This window comes from Cupriavidus sp. 05N38 (assembly GCF_056397345.1).
In genome coordinates this window covers 14,088-33,092 of record NZ_JBFTNF010000064.1, presented here as the reverse complement: position 1 = coordinate 33,092, position 19,005 = coordinate 14,088, and the positions used below count along the sequence as shown (strand labels likewise).

General features: G+C 69.2%; 16 protein-coding genes. 4 read left to right on the top strand and 12 right to left on the bottom strand.

What is annotated here, in order from left to right; translation table 11 throughout:
- Positions 1-47 precede the first annotated feature (47 nt).
- The 6 genes from ypfJ to gcl all read right to left on the bottom strand — a co-directional run bounded on the left by ypfJ (position 48) and on the right by gcl (position 7,667).
- Positions 48-938 (bottom strand): KPN_02809 family neutral zinc metallopeptidase, encoded by an 891-nt coding sequence (gene ypfJ / locus AC1DK4_RS32535; RefSeq protein ID WP_441612945.1) that lies wholly within the window; start codon positions 936-938, stop codon positions 48-50.
- Positions 939-1,038: 100 nt separating this feature from the next.
- On the bottom strand, positions 1,039-2,508 hold the full coding sequence (gene pyk / locus AC1DK4_RS32530; RefSeq protein WP_441612946.1) for a pyruvate kinase: 1,470 nt from the start codon (positions 2,506-2,508) through the stop codon (positions 1,039-1,041).
- Between the two features lie 79 nt (positions 2,509-2,587).
- Positions 2,588-3,901, bottom strand: coding sequence for a glycerate kinase type-2 family protein (locus tag AC1DK4_RS32525; RefSeq protein WP_441612947.1), 1,314 nt, complete (start codon positions 3,899-3,901; stop codon positions 2,588-2,590).
- Positions 3,902-3,984: 83 nt separating this feature from the next.
- Positions 3,985-4,908, bottom strand: a complete 924-nt coding sequence (gene glxR / locus AC1DK4_RS32520) for a 2-hydroxy-3-oxopropionate reductase (RefSeq protein WP_441612948.1) — start codon at positions 4,906-4,908, stop codon at positions 3,985-3,987.
- Between the two features lie 126 nt (positions 4,909-5,034).
- A complete protein-coding gene (hyi, locus tag AC1DK4_RS32515; protein WP_441612949.1) occupies positions 5,035-5,817 on the bottom strand; it encodes a hydroxypyruvate isomerase in 783 nt (260 codons plus the stop codon).
- A gap of 74 nt (positions 5,818-5,891) precedes the next feature.
- A complete protein-coding gene (gene gcl / locus AC1DK4_RS32510) occupies positions 5,892-7,667 on the bottom strand; it encodes a glyoxylate carboligase (protein ID WP_441612950.1) in 1,776 nt (591 codons plus the stop codon).
- Positions 7,668-8,033: 366 nt separating this feature from the next.
- Here gcl and AC1DK4_RS32505 point away from each other — a divergent pair, with 366 nt between their 5' ends.
- Entirely contained in the window at positions 8,034-9,023 is a 990-nt protein-coding gene (locus tag AC1DK4_RS32505; RefSeq protein ID WP_441612951.1) for a hypothetical protein, read from the top strand.
- Here AC1DK4_RS32505 and AC1DK4_RS32500 read toward each other — a convergent pair.
- Positions 9,008-10,219 (bottom strand): M20 aminoacylase family protein, encoded by a 1,212-nt coding sequence (locus AC1DK4_RS32500; RefSeq protein ID WP_477132018.1) that lies wholly within the window; start codon positions 10,217-10,219, stop codon positions 9,008-9,010. The genes AC1DK4_RS32505 and AC1DK4_RS32500 overlap by 16 nt on opposite strands.
- A 46-nt stretch (positions 10,220-10,265) precedes the next feature.
- Complete coding sequence (locus AC1DK4_RS32495) at positions 10,266-11,576, bottom strand: MFS transporter (RefSeq protein WP_441643313.1); 1,311 nt, start codon at positions 11,574-11,576, stop codon at positions 10,266-10,268.
- 322 nt (positions 11,577-11,898) lie between these two features.
- On the opposite strand from AC1DK4_RS32495, the gene AC1DK4_RS32490 reads away from it, so the two are divergent.
- The 3 genes from AC1DK4_RS32490 to AC1DK4_RS32480 all read left to right on the top strand — a co-directional run bounded on the left by AC1DK4_RS32490 (position 11,899) and on the right by AC1DK4_RS32480 (position 14,261).
- On the top strand, positions 11,899-12,834 hold the full coding sequence (locus AC1DK4_RS32490; protein WP_441612955.1) for a LysR family transcriptional regulator: 936 nt from the start codon (positions 11,899-11,901) through the stop codon (positions 12,832-12,834).
- Positions 12,835-12,957: 123 nt separating this feature from the next.
- The gene (locus tag AC1DK4_RS32485) at positions 12,958-13,875 is read left to right on the top strand and encodes a LysR family transcriptional regulator (RefSeq protein WP_441612956.1); all 918 of its coding nucleotides are present in this window, start codon (positions 12,958-12,960) and stop codon (positions 13,873-13,875) included.
- Entirely contained in the window at positions 13,872-14,261 is a 390-nt protein-coding gene (locus AC1DK4_RS32480; RefSeq protein ID WP_441612957.1) for a DUF2784 domain-containing protein, read from the top strand. Before AC1DK4_RS32485 ends, AC1DK4_RS32480 begins: the two co-directional genes overlap by 4 nt.
- 15 nt (positions 14,262-14,276) lie before the next feature.
- On the opposite strand, the gene AC1DK4_RS32475 is transcribed toward AC1DK4_RS32480, so the two are convergent.
- The 4 genes from AC1DK4_RS32475 to AC1DK4_RS32460 form a co-directional block, all read right to left on the bottom strand.
- Entirely contained in the window at positions 14,277-15,119 is an 843-nt protein-coding gene (locus AC1DK4_RS32475; protein WP_441643314.1) for a crotonase/enoyl-CoA hydratase family protein, read from the bottom strand.
- A gap of 21 nt (positions 15,120-15,140) precedes the next feature.
- Positions 15,141-16,793, bottom strand: coding sequence for a long-chain-fatty-acid--CoA ligase (locus tag AC1DK4_RS32470; RefSeq protein ID WP_441643315.1), 1,653 nt, complete (start codon positions 16,791-16,793; stop codon positions 15,141-15,143).
- A gap of 161 nt (positions 16,794-16,954) precedes the next feature.
- Positions 16,955-17,731: an enoyl-CoA hydratase-related protein gene (locus AC1DK4_RS32465; RefSeq protein ID WP_441612960.1), complete on the bottom strand. Its 777-nt coding sequence runs from the start codon at positions 17,729-17,731 to the stop codon at positions 16,955-16,957.
- A 39-nt stretch (positions 17,732-17,770) separates the two neighbouring features.
- Positions 17,771-18,592, bottom strand: coding sequence for an SDR family oxidoreductase (locus AC1DK4_RS32460; RefSeq protein WP_441612961.1), 822 nt, complete (start codon positions 18,590-18,592; stop codon positions 17,771-17,773).
- Between the last annotated feature and the right edge of the window lie 413 nt (positions 18,593-19,005).

Sequence of the window (19,005 nt, the reverse complement as noted above, 5' to 3'; positions counted from 1 at the left end):
GGTCGGCGCTTGAGAGGAGAGCGCGGCCGCTCAGCCGCGCGCGGGCTTCAAAGCTGCTTGGCCGCGAAGGTGTCGCACTTGCGGATGTCGCCGCTGCTCAGGCCCTGGCGCAGCCAGCGCACGCGCTGCTCGCTGGTGCCGTGGGTAAAGGCTTCCGGCACCACGTAGCCCTGGGCCTGGCGCTGCAGCCGGTCGTCGCCGATGGCGGCCGCGGCCTTCAGGCCCTCTTCGATATCGCCGGGCTCGAGCAACTGCTGGTTCTGGCGCTCGGCGGTGGCGGCCCACACGCCGGCCAGGCAGTCGGCCTGCAATTCCACGCGCACCGAAAGCTGGTTGGCCTGCGCCTCGCCCATGCGCCGGCGCGCCGCATCGACCTTGCCGGACACGCCGAGCAGGTTCTGCACGTGGTGGCCGACCTCGTGCGCGATCACATAGGCCTGGGCGAAGTCGCCGCCCGCGCCGAAGCGCTTGCGCAGTTCGTCATAGAAAGCCAGGTCGATATAGACCTTCTGGTCGCCGGGGCAATAGAAGGGACCCATGGCCGACTGGCCGGTGCCGCAGGCGGTGGGCGTGGCGCCGGTAAACAGCACCAGCGTGGGCGGCGCGTAGCGGCGGTTGAGGTCGGTTTCGAAGATGCCGGACCAGGTGCGCTCGGTATTGCCCAGCACCTTGCGCACGAACACTGTCATCTGGTCGGTGGCGGGCGCATGGCTGGGCACATGCTGCGGCTGCGCCTGCTGCTGTTGCCCCTGCAGCACCGAGGCGCCCTGCATGATCACGGAAGGATCGATGCCGAAAAAGTAGGAGGCCGCCAGCGCCACGATGATGGTGCCGATGCCGATCGTCTTGGGTCCGGCGCCGAAGCCGCCGAAGCCGCCGGAACCCGCTCCCCGGCGATCTTCTACATTCTGGCTTTCGGCTTCGTCATCGAGACGCATGGTGGCTCCGCATTGCTGGTTGGTGGCCGCGGCAAAAGAGAGCCACGGCGTGCCGATCAGTATAGCAATGGCGGTGCAGCCAGCGAATGGGAGCGATGTATCAGGCCGTAACGGCGCCTGCCGCCGCGGCAAGCTGCGCCCGCCCGGGCCCGGCGCCGGCGATCTCCGCCACGCGCAGCAGGTTGGTGGTACCGCCCTGGCCGAACGGCATGCCCGCCGCGATGGTGATCTGGTCGCCCGGTTCGGCGTAGCCCTCGGCCAGCGCCGCGCGGGTGGCCGCGTTCACCATCTCGTCCACGCTCTGCACGTCCGGGCTGACAGTGGAGTGCACGCCCCAGGCGATCGCCAGCCGGCGTGCTATCTCCAGGTTCGGCGTGATGCTGACGATCGGTGCGCAGGGCCGCTCGCGCGCCGCCCGCAGCGCGGTGGCGCCCGACGAGGTGTAGGTCACCGTGGCCACCGCGCCGATGATCTGGGTGACCTCGCGCAGCGCCGCGCAGATCGCATCCTGGCGCGTGGACAGCGGTGCCTCGTGCTGGGCGTCGAGCAGGTTGCGGTAGAGCGGATCGCGCTCCACCTCGTTGATGATGCGGTCCATGATCGCCACCGCCGGCACCGGGTGGCGGCCGTTGGCCGACTCGGCCGACAGCATCACCGCGTCGGCGCCGTCGTAGATCGCGCTCGCCACATCGGAGGCCTCGGCGCGCGTGGGCACCGGCGAATCGATCATCGACTCCAGCATCTGGGTGGCGATGACGATGGGCTTGCCGTGCTGGCGGCACACGCGCAGGATGCGCTTCTGTACCCCCGGCACGCGCTCCGGCGGCAGCTCCACGCCGAGGTCGCCGCGCGCCACCATCACCGCGTCGGACACGCGCACGATTTCCTCGAGCTGCTGCAGCGCGGCCGGCTTCTCGATCTTGGACAGCACGCCGGCGCGCGTGCCGATGATCTCGCGCGCCTCGACGATGTCGGCCGGACGCTGCACGAAGGACAGCGCGATCCAGTCCGCGCCCAGCGCCAGCGCGAAATCGAGGTCCTTGCGGTCCTTCTCGGTCAGCGCGGGGATGGGGATGACCGCGTCGGGCACGTTGACGCCCTTGCGGTCGGACAGCGTGCCGTGGTTGACCACGCGCGTGACGATGCTGCCGCTGGCCACGGACTCGATCTTCAGTTGCACCTTGCCGTCGTCGATCAGCAGCGACTGGCCCGGCGCGGCCACGCGGAACAGCTCCGGATGCGGCAGGTGCACGCGGGTGGCGTCGCCGGCGCCGGGATCGCTGTCGAGCACGAACACGTCGCCGGCCTTGAGCGCGACCTTGCCCGCGGCAAAGGTGCCGATGCGCAGCTTGGGACCCTGCAGGTCCGCCAGCACGGCGATGGGCCGGCCGGTCTCGGCCTCGACCTGGCGCACCGCGTCGTAGCGGCGGCGATGGTCCTCATGGCTGCCGTGGCTGAAGTTCAGGCGGAACACATCGGCCCCCGCCTCGAACAGCTGGCGGATCACTTCGATGTCGGTGCTGGCCGGTCCGAGCGTGGCAACGATCTTGGCTTTGCGCTGGCGTCTCATTTTGTCTCCTCTTCCATTCTCGGGCGGCGCGCCGCGGCGGGCGCGCCTTTGTTCAAACACGGGGGCTTGCAGGCCCGTCTCACGCGATCAGGATCGCGCGGAAATCGTTCACGTTGGTGCGGGTCGGGCCGGTGACGATCAGGTCGCCGAGCCCGGCGAAAAAGCCGTAGCCATCGTTGTTGGCCAGGTGCGCGCGCGCCGACAGGCCGCGCGCCTGCGCGCGCACCAGCGTGTCCGGCGCCAGCAGCGCGCCGGCGTTGTCCTCGGAGCCGTCAATGCCGTCGGTGTCGCAGGCAATCGCGTGCACGCCGGGCAAGCCGTCGAGCGCCACGGCCAGCGCCAGCAGGAATTCGGCATTGCGTCCGCCGCGGCCGCTGCCGCGCACGGTCACCGTGGTCTCGCCGCCGGACAGCAGCACGCAGGGCTTCGCGAACGGCTGCGCGTGCTGCGCGATCTGGCGGGCAATGGCGGCATGCACCAGCGCCACCTCGCGCGCCTCGCCTTCGATGCTGTCGGACAGGATATGTGCCTCGAAGCCCAGTTCGCGCGCCCGCGCCGCGGCCGCTTCGAGCGACTGCTGCGCGCTGGCCAGCGTGACGCTGAGGTGGCCGGCAAAGCGCGCGTCGCCGGGCTTGGGCGTCTCTCCGGCGCCGCTCTCCAGGTGCGTGCGCACGTTGGCCGGTACCTCGATGCCGTACTTGGCGATCACCGCCAGCGCGTCGGCGCAGGTGGTGGCGTCGGGCAAGGTCGGGCCGCTGGCGATCAGCGTGGGATCGTCGCCGGGGATATCGGAAATCAGCAGGGTCTCCACGCGCGCCGGCGCGCAGTGCAGCGCCAGGCGGCCTCCCTTGAGCGCCGACAGGTGCTTGCGCACGCAGTTCATCTCGCCGATGTTGGCGCCGCTCTTGAGCAGCGCGCGGTTCACCGCCTGCTTGTCGGCCAGCGTGATGCCGGGCGCGGGCGCGGCCAGCAGCGCCGAGCCGCCGCCCGAAATCAGGCACAGCACGAGGTCGTCGGCGGTGAGGCCGCCGACCAGCTCCACCATGCGCTGCGCGGCGCGCTGGCCGGCTTCGTCCGGCACCGGGTGCGCGGCCTCCACCACTTCGATGCGGCGGCAATCCGCGCCATGGCCGTAGCGCGTGACCACCAGCCCGGACAGCTCGCCTTGCCAGTGCAGCTCCACCGCCTGCGCCATCGCGGCGGCGGCCTTGCCGGCACCGATCACCACGGTGCGGCCCTTGGGCGGTGCCGGCAATTGCGGCGGCAGGCAATGGCTGGCGCTGACGGCCGCCACGGCCGTGTCGAACAGGTCGCGCAGCAGTGCGCGGGGATCGCTGAGGCCGGCCGGGCGTGGCGGCACCAGCAGGGCAGAGTAGGAATCGGTGGCGTACATGGCTGGATCCGGAAATGCTGTCTCCCCGGCACGGCCGGGGAGCGGTACGGGCCTGCCATGCCGGCAGGCCTCGGCGGTGCCTCTTACTTGCTGCCCTTGGCGATCTCGTGGTTCGACATGATCTCGATGGCGCGGCACAGCGCCGAGTGATCCTGCTTGCCCAGGCCGTTGGCGGCGCAGGTATTGAACAGTTCCTGCGCGGTGGCGGTATTGGGCAGCGCCACGCCGAGCGCCTTGGCGCCCTGCAGCGCGAGGTTCAGGTCCTTCTGGTGCAGCTCGATACGGAAGCCCGGGTCGAAGGTGCGCTTGACCATGCGCTCGCCGTGCACTTCCAGGATGCGCGAAGCCGCGAAGCCGCCCATCAGCGCCTGGCGCACGCGCGCCGGATCGGCGCCCGCCTTGGAGGCGAACAGCAGCGCTTCGGACACGGCCTGGATGTTCAGCGCCACGATGATCTGGTTGGCCACCTTGGTGGTCTGGCCGTCGCCGTTGCCGCCCACCAGCGTGACGTTCTTGCCCATCAGCTCGAACAGCGGCCTGACCTCGTCGAAGGCCTCTTGCGGGCCGCCGACCATGATGGTCAGCGATGCCGCCTTGGCGCCCACTTCGCCGCCCGAGACCGGCGCGTCCAGGTAGGACGCGCCGAGCTTGTTGATGCGCGCGGCGAAGTCCTTGGTGGCGATCGGCGAGATCGAGCTCATGTCGACCACGATCTTGCTGTGCGCGGCCTCCTTGCCGGCGCCCTTGAGCGCGGCGGCCACGCCCTTTTCGGCGAACAGGACGGCCTCCACGTGCGGCGTGTCCGGCACCATGATCACGATGATGTCGGCGCGCTTGGCGACTTCTTCCGCGCTGGTGCAGACCGTGACGCCGGCGTCCACGAGCGCCTGCGGCGCGGGGTTGACGTCATGCACGAACAGCGTGTGGCCGGCGGCGCGCAGGTGGCCCGCCATCGGCGCGCCCATGATGCCCAGGCCGATAAAGCCGACGTTGCGTTGGTTTGCCATATTGTTGTCTCCTAGGGATGGTGAAAGATTCAGATTCGAAACCGGTTTGAAGGCGCGCCGCGGGCGCCGGGCCTGGCCAACAGGCTTTCCTCCCTCTCCCGCAGGCGGGAGAGGGAGCAAACCTTGCTACTGCACGCCGTGCGCGGCGCGCCAGCCCAGGCCTTCGACGGTGGTCGTGCGCGGCTTGTATTCGCAGCCGACCCAGCCGTCGTAGCCGATCTGGTCGAGCCACTGGAACAGGAAGCGGTAGTTCAGCTCGCCCGTGCCCGGCTCGTTGCGGCCCGGGTTGTCGGCCAGCTGCACATGCCTGATCTTCGGCAGGTTGGCCTTGAGCGTGGCGGCGATCTCGCCCTCCATGCGCTGCATGTGATAGATGTCGTACTGCACGTAGAGATTGGGCGCGCTGACCTGTTCGATCAGCGCCAGCGCCTGCTGCGTGCCCGACAGGAAGAAGCCGGGAATGTCGAAGGTATTGATCGGCTCGACCAGCAGGTCGATCTGTTCGGCGGCGAGCGCCCGCGCGGCGAAGCGCAGGTTTTCCACCAGCGTTTCCTGCGCCTGTTCGCGCCGCACGTTCTGCGGCTGGATGCCGACCAGGCAGTTGAGCTGGCGCACGCCAAGCACCTTGGCGTACTTGAGGGCCTCGCCCACGCCGTCCTGGAACTCGCCGACGCGGTCCGGATGGCAGGCGATGCCGCGCTCGCCCGCGTCCCACTTGCCGGCGGGCAGGTTGTGCAGCACCAGGTCGAGCTGGAAGCGGTTGAGGCGGTCCGCGATCTGGTCCGCATGGAACGCATAGGGGAACAGGAACTCGACGCCACGGAAGCCCGCACGCGCGGCGGCTTCGAAGCGGTCGAGGAAGCCCGCTTCGGTAAACAGCATGGTCAGGTTGGCGGCCAGTTTCGGCATGTCTCTCTCTCCGGGAAAAATGACGCCCCCGCTCCCGCCTGGAAGCGGGAGCCGGTGTCTTTGCGTTGCTCGGCTCAGGCCGTTTCGACTTCTTCGTTGAGGATGGCTTCCTCGATGTCTTCGACCGGCTCGAACTCGTTGATGTTGTCGATCTCGGTGCCCATGGCGATATTCGTCACGCGCTCGAGGATCACCTCCACCACCACCGGCACGGAGAACTCGGCCATCAGGTCGCGCGCTTCGGCAAAGGCCGGCGCGATGTCTTCGGGCTTGAACACGCGGATCGCCTTGCAGCCCAGCCCTTCGACCACCTTGACGTGGTCCACGCCGTAGCCGTTGAGCTCGGGCGAGTTGACGTTGTCGAAGGCGAGCTGCACGCAGTAGTCCATCTCGAAATTGCGCTGCGACTGGCGGATCAGCCCGAGGTAGGAGTTGTTCACCACCAGGTGGATGTACGGCACCTTGAACTGCGCGGCCACGGCCAGTTCTTCGATCATGAACTGGAAGTCGTAGTCGCCCGAGATGGCCACCACGTCGGATTCCGGCGAGGCCACTTTCACGCCGATGGCGGCGGGAATGGTCCAGCCCAGCGGGCCGGCCTGGCCGCAGTTGATCCAGTGGCGCGGCTGGTTGACCGACAGGAACTGCGCGGCGGCGATCTGCGACAGCCCGATGGTGGAGACGTAGCGCACGTCGCGCGGGAAGTACTGGTTCATCTCGCGGTACACGCGCTGCGGCTTGACCGGCACGTTGTCGAAATCGCTCTTGCGCTGCATGGTGCGGCGGCGCTTCTGCACGTCCGCCACCCAGCTCTTGCGGCACGGCAGGCGCCCGGCCATCTTCATGGCGCGCGCCACTTCCACGAACTGTTCCAGCGCGGCCTTGGCATCGGAGACGATGCCAAGGTCCGGGCCGAACACGCGGCCGATCTGCGTGGGCTCGATATCCACGTGCACGAACTTGCGGCCCTTCGTATAGACGTCGACGCTGCCGGTGTGGCGGTTGGCCCAGCGGTTGCCGATGCCGAGCACGAAGTCCGATGCCAGCATGGTGGCGTTGCCGTAGCGGTGCGAGGTCTGCAGCCCCACCATGCCGGCCTGCAGCGGGTGGTCGTCGGCCAGCACGCCCCAGCCCATCAGGGTCGGCACCACCGGCACGTTGACCAGCTCGGCGAATTCGACCAGCAGGTCGGCCGCATCGGCGTTGATCACGCCGCCACCGCACACGATCAGCGGGCGCTCGGCCGCGTTGAGCATGGCGATGGCCTTTTCGATCTGGGCGCGCGAGGCCGACGGCTTGTACGGCTGCAGCGGCTGGTAGGTTTCCGGATCGAACTCGATCTCGGCGACCTGCACGTCGAACGGCAGGTCGATCAGCACCGGGCCCGGGCGTCCCGAGCGCATCAGGTGGAACGCCTGCTGGAACACCTGCGGCACCAGCGCCGGCTCGCGCACGGTCACCGCCCACTTGGTCACCGGCTTGGCGATCGATTCGATATCCACCGCCTGGAAGTCTTCCTTGTACAGGCGTGCGCGCGGGGCCTGGCCGGTAATGCAGAGGATGGGGATCGAGTCTGCCCAGGCCGAGTACAGGCCGGTGATCATGTCGGTGCCGGCCGGGCCCGAGGTGCCGATGCACACGCCGATGTTGCCGGCCTCTGCGCGGGTATAGCCCTCGGCCATGTGCGAAGCGCCTTCCACGTGGCGCGCCAGGAAATGGTCGATGGTGCCGGCCCGGCGCATGGCCGAGTAGAACGGGTTGATGGCGGCGCCGGGCACGCCGAAGGCGGTGGTGATGCCTTCTTTTTCCAATACGGCGATGGCCGCGTCGACTGCTCTCATCTTGGGCATGTCTGTCTCCAATGTGCCTGCAATGTGTTCCGGGAATGTCGGGGAATGTCGGGAATGCCGCGAATTGCATTGAATCGCTGTTGGAGCCCATGCTATTCCCGCAGGCGGGGCGGGATAAAGGGAAGCGGGATCAGTTGATTCGATACTGTCGGTATGGAATTGCACCGGGAGACGGCGTACCCACCGCTGCGTGGCGGCCGGATTACCGCACGTTGTGTGACGACAACGGTACGTGCGAATTTGCAGGAAAAGGCCGGCGGCTTGCAGTCGCGCATCGCTACTTGCGCGTCAAATGGGGACAATGTGCGGGCGCGCGCCAGGAACCGGCGCATTGCGCGGAAATGATCCATCGCCAACCGAATTGCCATGCTGAACAGGCTCCCCCCTACCCGCGAACTGCTTGACGCGCTCAGGCGCAAGCCGCCCTCCCTGCCCGCGGCCGCCACGCCGCCTGCTGCCGGCGCGAGCCTGGCACAGTGGCAGCGCGGCCTGCTGGGCTTGTTCTGGGGCTGCTCGGTGGCCGCGCTGCTGGTCGCCGGCGCGGTGATGTTCGCCAAGGTCCAGTACCGGCAAGCGCCCGCGCCGTGGCTGCCGCGGCTGCTCTACTGCCTGCTGGCCGGCAGCGCGGCCGGGCTGGGCGGGCTGGTGCTCAGCCATGTGCCGGCGCTTGCGCGCAGGCTGCGCGATCCGCTCGGGCCGCTGGCCGCGCAGATCGACCGCCACGACGATGCGGAAAGCGCGCTGCTGCGCTCGCTGGCGCGCATTCCGGCCCAGGCGCTGCGCGCGCGCGGGCGCCGGGTCGAGCTGCATCTGCGGATGTGGGAAGGCATGGCGAAGGTCGCGGGCCTGCTGATCGCGGTGAGCCCGCTGGCGCTGATGCTGGTCACCGGCCTGCTGGAGCTGCCGCGCAACGGCGCGAGCCTGGTGCCGCTGCTGTCGCTGTACGGCGTGGCTTTCGTGGCGGGCGCCGCGCTCGTGGTGTTCCTGCAACTGCAGGTAGCCCGGCCGCTGCGGCGGCTGGCCTATGTGATGGCGGAAGCGGCCGAGATCAGCGCGCAGCTCGCGCGCCCGCTGCCGCCGGCCGCCGCCGGTGCGCTGCGCGCGGCAGCGGCGCCGGCAACGGTAGTGGTCGAGGCGCCGGACGTGACGCGGGATGCGGCACCGGAAGCGATACGCGAGGCCGCATCGGAAGCAGCGCCGGAGGCCACATCGGAAGCCGCATCGGAAGCCGCATCGCAGGCCGTACAGGGCGAACCCGTTGCAGCGGGCAGGCGGCCCGCCGTGCCCTCACCGGCGCCGGTGCCGCCGGCCAGTTTCGCCACGCGCCCGCATGCGCTGGATCATGCCACCAGATAGGTCCTGGCGAGCTGGACCCAGCAGGCCGCGCCCAGTGGCAGCACCTGGTCGTTGAAGTCGTAGCCGGGGTTGTGCACCATGCAGCCGCCGAACTCGCCTTCGCCGTTGCCCAGGATCAGGTAGCAGCCCGGCACCGCGTTGAGCATCCAGGCAAAGTCCTCGCTGCCGTTCAGGCCCTTGGGCGCCTGCGTCACGACCTTGTCGGCGCCGACCAGCGCAGTGCAGACCTGCTGCGCGATACGCGTCTCGGCTTCGGTGTTGACCATCGGTGGCGTCAGCTGGCGGTAGTCGATGTGTGCCTCGGCGCCGTGCGCCTGCGCGGTCAGGCTGACGATCTCGCGGATGCGCTGCTCCACCAGCGCGCGCGTCTCGGGGCGCGCGGCACGCACGTTCAGGCCCAGCGTCACCGATTCCGGAATCACGTTGTGGGTGGCGCCGCCGCGGATGAAGCCCACCGACAGCACCGCGGTATCGTCCGGCGCCACATTGCGCGCCACCACCGTCTGCAATGCCGTGATGACGGCCGCCGCCGCGGCGATCGGATCGCGCGCGCGGTGCGGCATGGCGCCGTGCCCGCCCACGCCCTTGATGGTCACGTCTGCCACGTCGGACGACAGGCTCACCGGGCCGGGCAGCACGCGGAAGGTGCCGGCCGGCACGCCCGGCATATTGTGCAGGGCATACACCGCGTCGCACGGGAAGCGTTCGAACAGGCCGTCCTCGATCATCGCGCGGGCGCCGCACAGGTTTTCTTCGTCGGGCTGGAAGATCAGATTGAGCGTGCCGTCGAAATCGCGGCTGTCGGCCAGCGCCTTGGCGGCGGCCAGCAGGATGGCGGTATGGCCGTCGTGGCCGCAGGCGTGCATCTTGCCGTGGTTCTGGCTGGCGTAGGGCAGGCCGGTGGCCTCGACGATCGGCAGCGCATCCATGTCGGCGCGGATGCCGAGCCGGCGCTTGCCGCTGCCGAGCCTGAGCTGCCCCACCACGCCGCTCTTGCCGATGCCGGCATGCACCTCGTAGCCCCAGCTCTGCAGCAGCGTGGCCACCAGCCTGCTGGTGGYGCCCACTTCGAAGCCGAGCTCCGGCTGCGCGTGGATCTGGCGGCGGATGCCGATAAACGTTTCGGCATCGATCTGGATCTGCGGCAACAGGTGCGGCAGCAGCTGGAACGGGGTCAGGGTCGGTTCGCGGGTCATGTCGGATTCCTTTGCGGCAATGGCAGGGCGGGGGAGAAGAGGGGGTTCACGCGGATTTCGTCTCGCGGATGCTCAGCACCGCGAGGATGGTCACCGCGCCGCAGGCCATCATGTAGAAGGCCGGCGCCATCAGGTTGCCGGTGCGCGCCAGCAGCCAGGTGACGACGAACTGGCAGGAGCCGCCGAACACCGTCACACCCACCGCGTAGATCACCGACAGGCCGCTGGCGCGCACCCGCGCCGGCAGGATCTCCATCAGCACCAGCAGCATCGGCGTGGAGCCCAGGTAGAGGCTCGCGGTCAGCAGCGCCGACAGGCTCAGCACCAGCGGCACGCTCGGGTAGTGGGTCATCAGCCAGAAGGCGGGGTAGAGCGCGACAAGCGTAAACGTCATGGCGCTCAGCACCAGCGGCTTGCGGCGCTCCAGGCGGTCGGCCAGCCAGCCGGACAAGAGCGAGGCCAGCAGGCAGACCAGACCCGTGACGCAGCCGGACAGCAGCGACAGCGAGGCCGGCAGATGCAGTTCGCGGATCATGTAGGTCGGCATGAAATACACCACCAGGTAGGTGCCGACGGTGCCGCCGATGATGGTCAGGATGCCTTTCGCGACTGTGCCGCCGTGCTCGCGGAACAGCGTGCCGAGCGGGCTGGGCGCATGGGCTTCGGCGACATGGGTCTCGTCCAGGTGCGAACGGATGTACAGCCCCACCGGCGCGATCAGCAGGCCCAGCACGAAGGGCAGGCGCCAGCCCCAGCTCTCCAGCGCGTCCGGCGGCAGCGCCGCGTACAGGACGGCTGCCGTGAGCGCGCCCAGCAGCGCCGCGATGCCCTGGCTGCCGAGTTGCCAGCTGATGCGAAAGCCCCGGCCCCTGACCCCGCCGGCCTCCATCAGCATGGAGGTGGAAGCACCGATCTCGCCGCCGAGCGAGAAGCCTTGCAGCAGCCGGCCGGCCACGATCATCAGCGGGCCGAGCACGCCAGCGAACGCATACGTCGGCGCCACCGCCAGGCACAGCGTGCCCGCCACCATCATGCCGATGGTCAGCGTCATGGCGGCCTTGCGGCCATGGCGGTCGGCGTAGTTGCCGATCACGAGGCCGCCCAGCGGGCGCATCACGAAGCCGATGCCGAACGTGGCCACCGCCAGCAGCAGCGAGCCGTAGGCGCTGTCGGACGGGAAGAACAGCTTGCCGATCAGGATGGCGAAGAAGCTGTAGACGGTGAAGTCGTACATTTCCAGCGCATTGCCCATCGAGCACGCGGCAATCAGGCGGAACTGGCTCTGGCGCGCCGGGCTGGCCGCCGCGGCATGGGAAGGCGCCAGCGCGGGGGCGGCGGGCAGGGTGGCATCGTTCATGTCGGATCTCCACGAACTGGTTATGGGCGTGGAGGCCGGCGGAGCCTGCGTCCAGCGTAGGGAGGAAGATTCCCTGGCGATGGAGTATTCAGGCAAACACGGCAGGCCGAAAATCATATATTTTCATCCCGATAACCAAATGGAATCGCCGTCATAACCGTTACCCGCCCGCTATCGGGGCAACTACCGAGAAGCCCGGCGGCAAGCGGCTTCGCGGGCGCCCGGCCGGCTTGCCGGGCGCGTGCAGCAAGCGTCGCCGCTTCACTCCGGCAGGGCACGGCGCACCACGGCGGGCAAAATCACAGGACGAGGAAACGACACGATGAAACTGCAGCAGCTGCGCATCCTGCTGGCGGTGGCCCAGCACGGCAGCATCCACGAAGCCTCGCGCAGCCTGCATGTGTCGCAGCCGGCGCTGTCCAAGGCCATCGCCGAACTCGAGCGCGAACTCGGCGTCACGCTGATGTCGCGCTCGGTGCGCGGCGTCAGCCTCACCGCCTACGGCGTGGCGCTGGTCAAGCGCGCCAGCCTGGTCGAGCAGGAGCTGCGCCACGCGCTCGAGGACATCGAAGCCATCCGCGGCCATGCCGACGCCCAGCTCAATATCGGCCTGACCGCGGTGGCCTCCAGCGGCCCCTTGCCGGACGCGATGGCAGCCTTTCGCCAGCGCTTTCCCAATGTGGCGCTGCGCGGCTTCGAGATGCGCCCGCAGCAGATTCTCGAAGGCCTGCGCGAAGGGCGCCTCGACCTCGGCCTGATCTCCACCAACAGCGGCCCCGGCACCGGCGCCTTCCAGTGGGAACCGCTGTTCTCCACCGGCATGTCGCTGGCCGTGCGCGCCGGGCACCCGCTGCGGCGGGTACGCCGGCTGCGGCCCCTGCTCGATGCCGACTGGCTCGTGCTCGACCCGCTCGACGACCCCGGCAGCCCGCTGGCCAGCCTGATGCGCCTGCACCGCTTCGACATGCCCAAGCGCGTGGTGCAAAGCGCTTCGAACCTGCTCGGCCTGCAACTCGCCACGCGCACCGACCTGATCAGCATGTGGTCCGACTTCGTCTTCGACGGCACCGGCCCGCTGCGGCTCGACCCCGCCTCGCTGGTGCGCCTGCCGGTCAGCGACGAACTGCCGGACTTCCGCGTGTTCCTGGTGTACCGCTCGGAGGACCTGATGACCCACGCGTGCGCGGAATTCAGCAAGGAGGTGCGGCACCGGGCGCAGGCGATGCCGCGCGGGCGGCCGGCCGGGCGGGCGCGCTGAATCGCGCAGCGGCGGGTACGCGGCGCGGGCCGCCCTGCGCACCGCCAGATCGCTGGCACGGTCCGCCGCGCATGCGTGGTTGCCGCCAAATGCGCCACAATGGCGGGCAGGAGACACAAGAGCATGGATAAACTCAAGCAGATCGAAGCCTTCATCGCCGTGGTGGAGCACGGCAGCATGGCGGCGGCGGCGCTCACGCAGGACGTGACGCCAGTGATGATCGGGCGGCGCATCAATGCGCTGGAGGCGCGCATCGGCGTGAAGCTGCTGCACCGCTCGACGCGCCGCATCGTGGTGACCGAGCAGGGCGCGGCGTTCATGGAACAGTGCAAGAAGGCGCTGGCGGACCTGGACCGCGCCGAGATGCTGATTGCCGAGGGCAAGCACAAGGCGACGGGGCATCTGATCGTGTCGGCGCCGGCGGCGTTCGGGCGCAAGCATGTGGCGCCGCATGCGCCGGCGTTCCTGAGCGCGAACCCGGACGTGCAGATTTCCTTCAACCTCACCGACCGCGTGGTCGACCTGGTGCGCGAGGGCTATGACGTGGGCATCCGCATCGGCGGCGCCATCGACCCGAACTTCGTCGCCATCAAGCTCGCCACCAACAAGCGCGTGGTGTGCGGCACGCCGGCCTACTTCGCGCGCCACGGCGTGCCGCAGACGCTGGACGACCTGGCCAAGCACAATTGCCTGGCGTTCAACCTGCAGGGCGGCCAGCAGCGCGGCTGGTATTTCCAGCAGGACGGCAAGACGGTGACGGTGCGCGTGAACGGCAACCTGGACTGCAACGACGGCGAACTGCTGCACCGCTGGGCCGGCGAGAGCCTGGGGCTGGGCTGGCGTTCCACCTGGGAGATCCTGCCGCAGCTCGAGAGCGGCGAACTGATCACGGTGCTGGACGAGTATGCGCTGCCGGACTACGACATCCTGGCGGTGTACCCGCAGCAGCGGCCGGTGCCGGCCAAGATCCGCTTCTTCATCGAGCACCTCAAGGCAGCCTTCGCGGTGCCGGGCTACTGGACCGGGCGGCGCACGCCATGATGACGCAATGGCTGGCCGATGCGGTGGTGCTGGTGCATCTGGCCTTCATCCTCTTCACCATGTTCGGCGGCATGCTGGTGCTGCGCTGGCCGCGGCTGGCGTGGCTGCACCTGCCGGCGGCCACATGGGGCGTGGTGGTGGAATGGAGCGGCTGGATCTGCCCGCTCACGCCGCTGGAGAACGCGCTGCGCGAGCAAGCCGGGCAGCAGGCCTACGGCGGGGATTTCGTGCAGCACTACATCATGCCGCTGATCTATCCGGACGGCCTCACGCGCCATACGCAGTTCGTGCTGGGCGTGCTCGTCCTGCTGCTCAACCTCACGGTCTACGTGGCGCTATGGCGGCGCCGGCAAGACCGGCAGCGGGGCACGGGCCGGCACGTATAGGGCCGGCCCCGCGCACTACGCGGCCGGCCTGAACACCGGCGCGCGCTTTTCCAGATTGGCCAGCACCGCCTCGCGCTGGTTGGCGGCGCCGATCAGGCGATCCTGTTCCACCGATTCCGCTTGCAGCACAGCCGCGCCGTCGCCGTCCTCGCCGACCTGCATCAGCCGCTTGGCCGCGCGGATCGCGTCCGGGCTGCGCGCCGCGATCGCGCGCGCGGTGGCCAGCGCCACGGCACGCGGATCGTCCACCACCGCGGTGGCCAGCCCCAGCGCGCAGGCTTCCTCGGCGCCCACGATGCGGCCGCTGTAGATCAGCTCGCGCAGCCGGTCCGGGCGCACCAGCCCGCGCATCAGCACCATGCCGGCCATGTCGGGCACCAGGCCCCATTTGATCTCCATCACCGACATGCGCGCGTCCGCGGCGAGGTAGCGGATATCCGCGCCGAGCGCCACCTGCAGGCCGCCGCCGAAGGCCACGCCATGCACCGCGGCAATCACCGGCACCGGCAACTCGCGCCACACCATGCACGCGTACTGCGGCCGGTTTGAGATGCCGTGGGTGCGCGCGGCCAGCCGGCCCGCGGCGATGTCGCCATCGTTCTTCGCGCCGCTGGCCAGGCCGGACATGCTCTGCATGTCGAGCCCCGCGCAGAAGGCGCGGCCTTCGCCGGACAGCACCACCGCGCGCAGGTCCGGTTCGCGCATGAGACGCTCGCCGGTCTCGATCAGCGCATCGAACATGGCGGGGTCGAGCGCGTTCATCTTGTCGGGGCGGTTGAGCCTGACTTCGGCCACGCCGTTGTCGATGGTGAGGACGATGCGCTGCGCGCCGTCCGCTGCGTTGCTGTCATTGCTCATCTGGTCTTGCTCCGTGCCTGGTTATCGTTCTGCCGTGGGCAGGACATGGTCCTTGAATTGTTCGCGCAACCTGACCTTGAGCAGCTTGCCGGTGGCGGTGTGCGGCAGCGCGTCGACAAAGGCCACGTCGTCCGGCACCCACCATTTCGCCACGCGCGCGGCGAGAAAGTCGAGCAGCTCGGCGCCGCCGACTTCCTTGCCGGGCCGGCGCACCACGACCAGCAGTGGCCGCTCCTGCCACTTGGGATGCGGCACGCCGATCACGGCAGCCTCCGCCACGGCGGGATGGCCCATGGTGGCGTTCTCCAGGTCGATGGAAGAGATCCACTCGCCGCCGGACTTGATGACGTCCTTGGCGCGGTCGACCAGCTGCACGTAGCCGTCGGCGTCGATGTTGGCCACGTCGCCGGTGTCGAACCAGCCGTCGGCATCGAGCGCGCTGTGCCCTGCCTTGAAGTAGGACGAAGCGATCCACGGCCCGCGCACCTTGAGCCGGCCGAAGGCCACGCCATCGTGCGGCAGCGCGCGCCCCTCGTCGTCCTCGATGCGCAGGTCCACGCCCCACAGCGCGCGTCCCTGCTTGAGCTTGACCTTCAGCTGTGCCTGCGCGTCGAGCGCCTCGTGCCTGGGCAGCAGCGTGCTGATCACGCCGATGGGGCTGGTCTCCGTCATGCCCCAGCCCTGCACGAAGCGCGCGCCGAACTGTTGCTCGAAGCGCTCGATCATGGCCGCCGGCGCCGCCGAGCCGCCCACCCCGGCGAGCCTGAGCCCGAGCGCGCGCGGGTCGATCTCGGGATGCGCGTCGAGGTACTGGAACAGCATCAGCCACACGGTGGGCACCGCGGTGGAGAAGGTCACGCGTTCGTCGCGCAGCATGCGATAGACGTTTTCGCCGTCAAGGTGCTGGGCCGGCAACACCATCTTGGCGCCGGTCATGGCGCAGGCGTATGGCATGCCCCAGGCATTGGCGTGGAACAGCGGCACCACCAGCAGGATCGTGCTGTCCGCGCCCACCCCGAAGGTGTCGGCGGCGCAGGCCTTGAGGCTGTGCAGCACGGTGGAGCGGTGCGAGTACAGCACGCCTTTCGGATTGCCGGTGGTACCCGAGGTGTAGCAAAGCGACGAAGCGGTGCGCTCGTCGAACTGCGGCCATGCGTAGTCCTCGCTGCCGGCATCCAGGAGATCCTCGTAGCACAGCAGGTTCGGCAGCTTGCCGGCAAGGTCGAGCGCGGCGGTGCCGGCGCGGTCCGCCATCGCCACGTAGTGCGTGACGGTGGGCAGGCGCGGCGCGAGCTGCGCCACCAGCGGCGCGAAGCTGGTGTCGAAGAACAGGACCTTGTCCTCGGCATGGTTGATGATGTATTCGACCTGCTCGGGAAACAGGCGGGGATTGACCGTGTGCAGCACCACGCCCGCGCCCGAAACGCCGAAGTACAGCTCCAGGTGCCGGTGGGTGTTCCACGCCAGCGTGCCCACGCGGTCGCCCTGGGCAACGCCGAGACCGGCCAGCGCGCTGGCGGCACGCCGTGCGCGCCGATGCACCTCGGCATAGTTGCTGCGCACCGTGCCGCCGTCGATCGTGCGCGACACGATCTCCTGCTGCGGGTGGTACTGCGCGGCGTACTCGATCAGGGAAGAAATCAGCAACGGACGGTCTTGCATGAGGCCAAGCATGATGCGCGTCTCCTGGTTTCGTTGTGCTGCTGTGTGGTGACTACTCTTTCGGGTGCGCCGGGGCGGGTGGCCGCCCTCTCCCCGCAAGGGCAGAGCGGTGGCCCGGCCCGGCGCCGCATCGGGCGAGGCCGGCGGCTTGCGCCGGGACGCCGGCGCAAAACTCAGCGCCCCTTGAACGCCGGCTTGCGCTTCTCGAGGAAGGCGGCCACGCCCTCCCTGAAGTCCTCGCTGCCCGACGCACGCGTTTGCAGCGAAGCCTCGCGTTCGAGCTGCTCGGGCAGGTTGCTGTCCATGCTGGCGTTGAGCGCTTCCTTGATCAGGCCGTAGGCGAAGGTGGGCATCTGCGCCAGGTGCGCGGCAAGCTTGGCGGTCTCGGCGGCCAGGGCGTCGTCGGCATGGACCTTCCATACCAGGCCGATGCGGTGCGCTTCCTCGGCATCGATCTTCTCGGCCAGGATGGCCAGCGCGCGGGCACGCATCTCGCCGGCGTAGCGCGGCAGGAAGTAGGTGCTGCCGGCGTCGGGCACCAGGCCGATCTTGGAGAAGGCCTGCATGAAGGACGCGGAGCGTCCCGCCAGCACCACGTCGCCGGCCAGCGCCAGGCTCATGCCGGCACCGGCGGCCACGCCGTTGACCGAGGTGATGACGGGCTTKGACATATTGCGCAGCGCCAGGATGATCGGGTGGTAGCGCTCGCGCAGCAGCGTGCCGGAATCCTTCATCTCGCCCTGGCGGCCCGCGAGGTCGGCCCCCGCGCAGAAGCCGCGGCCATTGCCGGTGAGCACCACCGCGCGCACGGCGGCGTCCTGCGCGGCGCGTTCCACCGAGGCGCGCAGTTCCGCCATCAGTTCGGCGTTGAGCGCATTGAGCACGTCGGGGCGGTTCAGGGTGATGGTGGCCACGCCTTCGGCGGCGTGATAAAGCACTGGAGAAGTCATGCTGTCATCCTTGTCAATCAGGGCTGGAGAAAATCGGGCTCAGGCCGGCTTGCCGGGCGCCTTGGGCGGATGCAGGGCATCGGCCGAGGCATCGCCCAGCTTGCTGCCGCCGTCGCAGTCGACGATGGTGCCGGTGATATAGCGTGCATTGGTGGTGGACAGGAACAGCGCGGTGTCCGCGATGTCGTCCTTCTCGCCGTAGTCGCGCAGCGCCAGGCGCGCCTTGAAGCGGGCTTCCATCTCCGGCGTGGGCGCCAGGCGCGCCATGCCCTCGGTGCCGCCGATGGGGCCGGGAGAAATGCCGTTGACGCGCACGCCGGCCGGTCCCCACTCCATCGCCAGGCACTTCACCAGCATGTTGATGCCGGCCTTGGCGGCGCAGACGTGCGCCTGGAACATCATGGCGTTGACGGCCTGCGGCGCGGTGATGGCGATCAGCGAGGCACCGGGCGCGTTGAGGAAGGCGAAGCACGCGCGGAACACATTGAAGGTGCCGATCAGGTCGATGTCGACCACGGTCTTGAAGCCATTGGCGGACATGCCCAGCGCGGGCGCGACGAAGTTGCCCGCCGCGCCGGAGATCACGATGTCGATCGGGCCGAGCTCGTCGCGCGTGCGCGCCAGTGCTGCCTCCACCGCGCCGTAGTCGCGCACGTCCGCCGCCATGCCGATGGCGCTGCCGCCGGCCTCGTTGATGGTGGCGGCAGCCGCGGCGATGCGTTCGGGATCGCGGCTGATCAGCGCGAGCCGCGCGCCGGCCCGGGCGAAGTGCTGGGCGATCCCCAGGTTGATGCCGGACGAGGCGCCGGCGATAAAGACGACCTTGCCGGCCAGCACGCCGTCCCTGAATGCGTTTGACATGGCTTTCCCTCCCTCGGTTGGGGTCGGATGACGAATATCGGATGGCGCCCGGCCCGGGAGGACGGGCTGGCGGATCAGCGGCAGGCGCGCGCAAGCGCGGGGCCGGGCCGCATGGCGGCGGGCCCGGGCGTGGCCGGGCAATGGCTGGAACGGTTCATGTCTGTCTCCTGGCGGGTGCCTTTGCTCTTCTTTTATCTTCTTTTAAGCGGCCTCTGACTTGGGCCTCCGACATCCTACTCCGATGCCGCGATTCGATCACGCGCATCCGCAGCAACAAGCGGACGCGCGGCGCGCAACAAGCCGGGCCGGCGCGGCGCAGGGCAAGGACGAGGAAACAGGCGGCACGGAAGCGGCCGCGCAAAAGAAAAAGCCCGCACCCAGGCCGGCGTGCGGGCAGGGGATCCGCTCGCGGA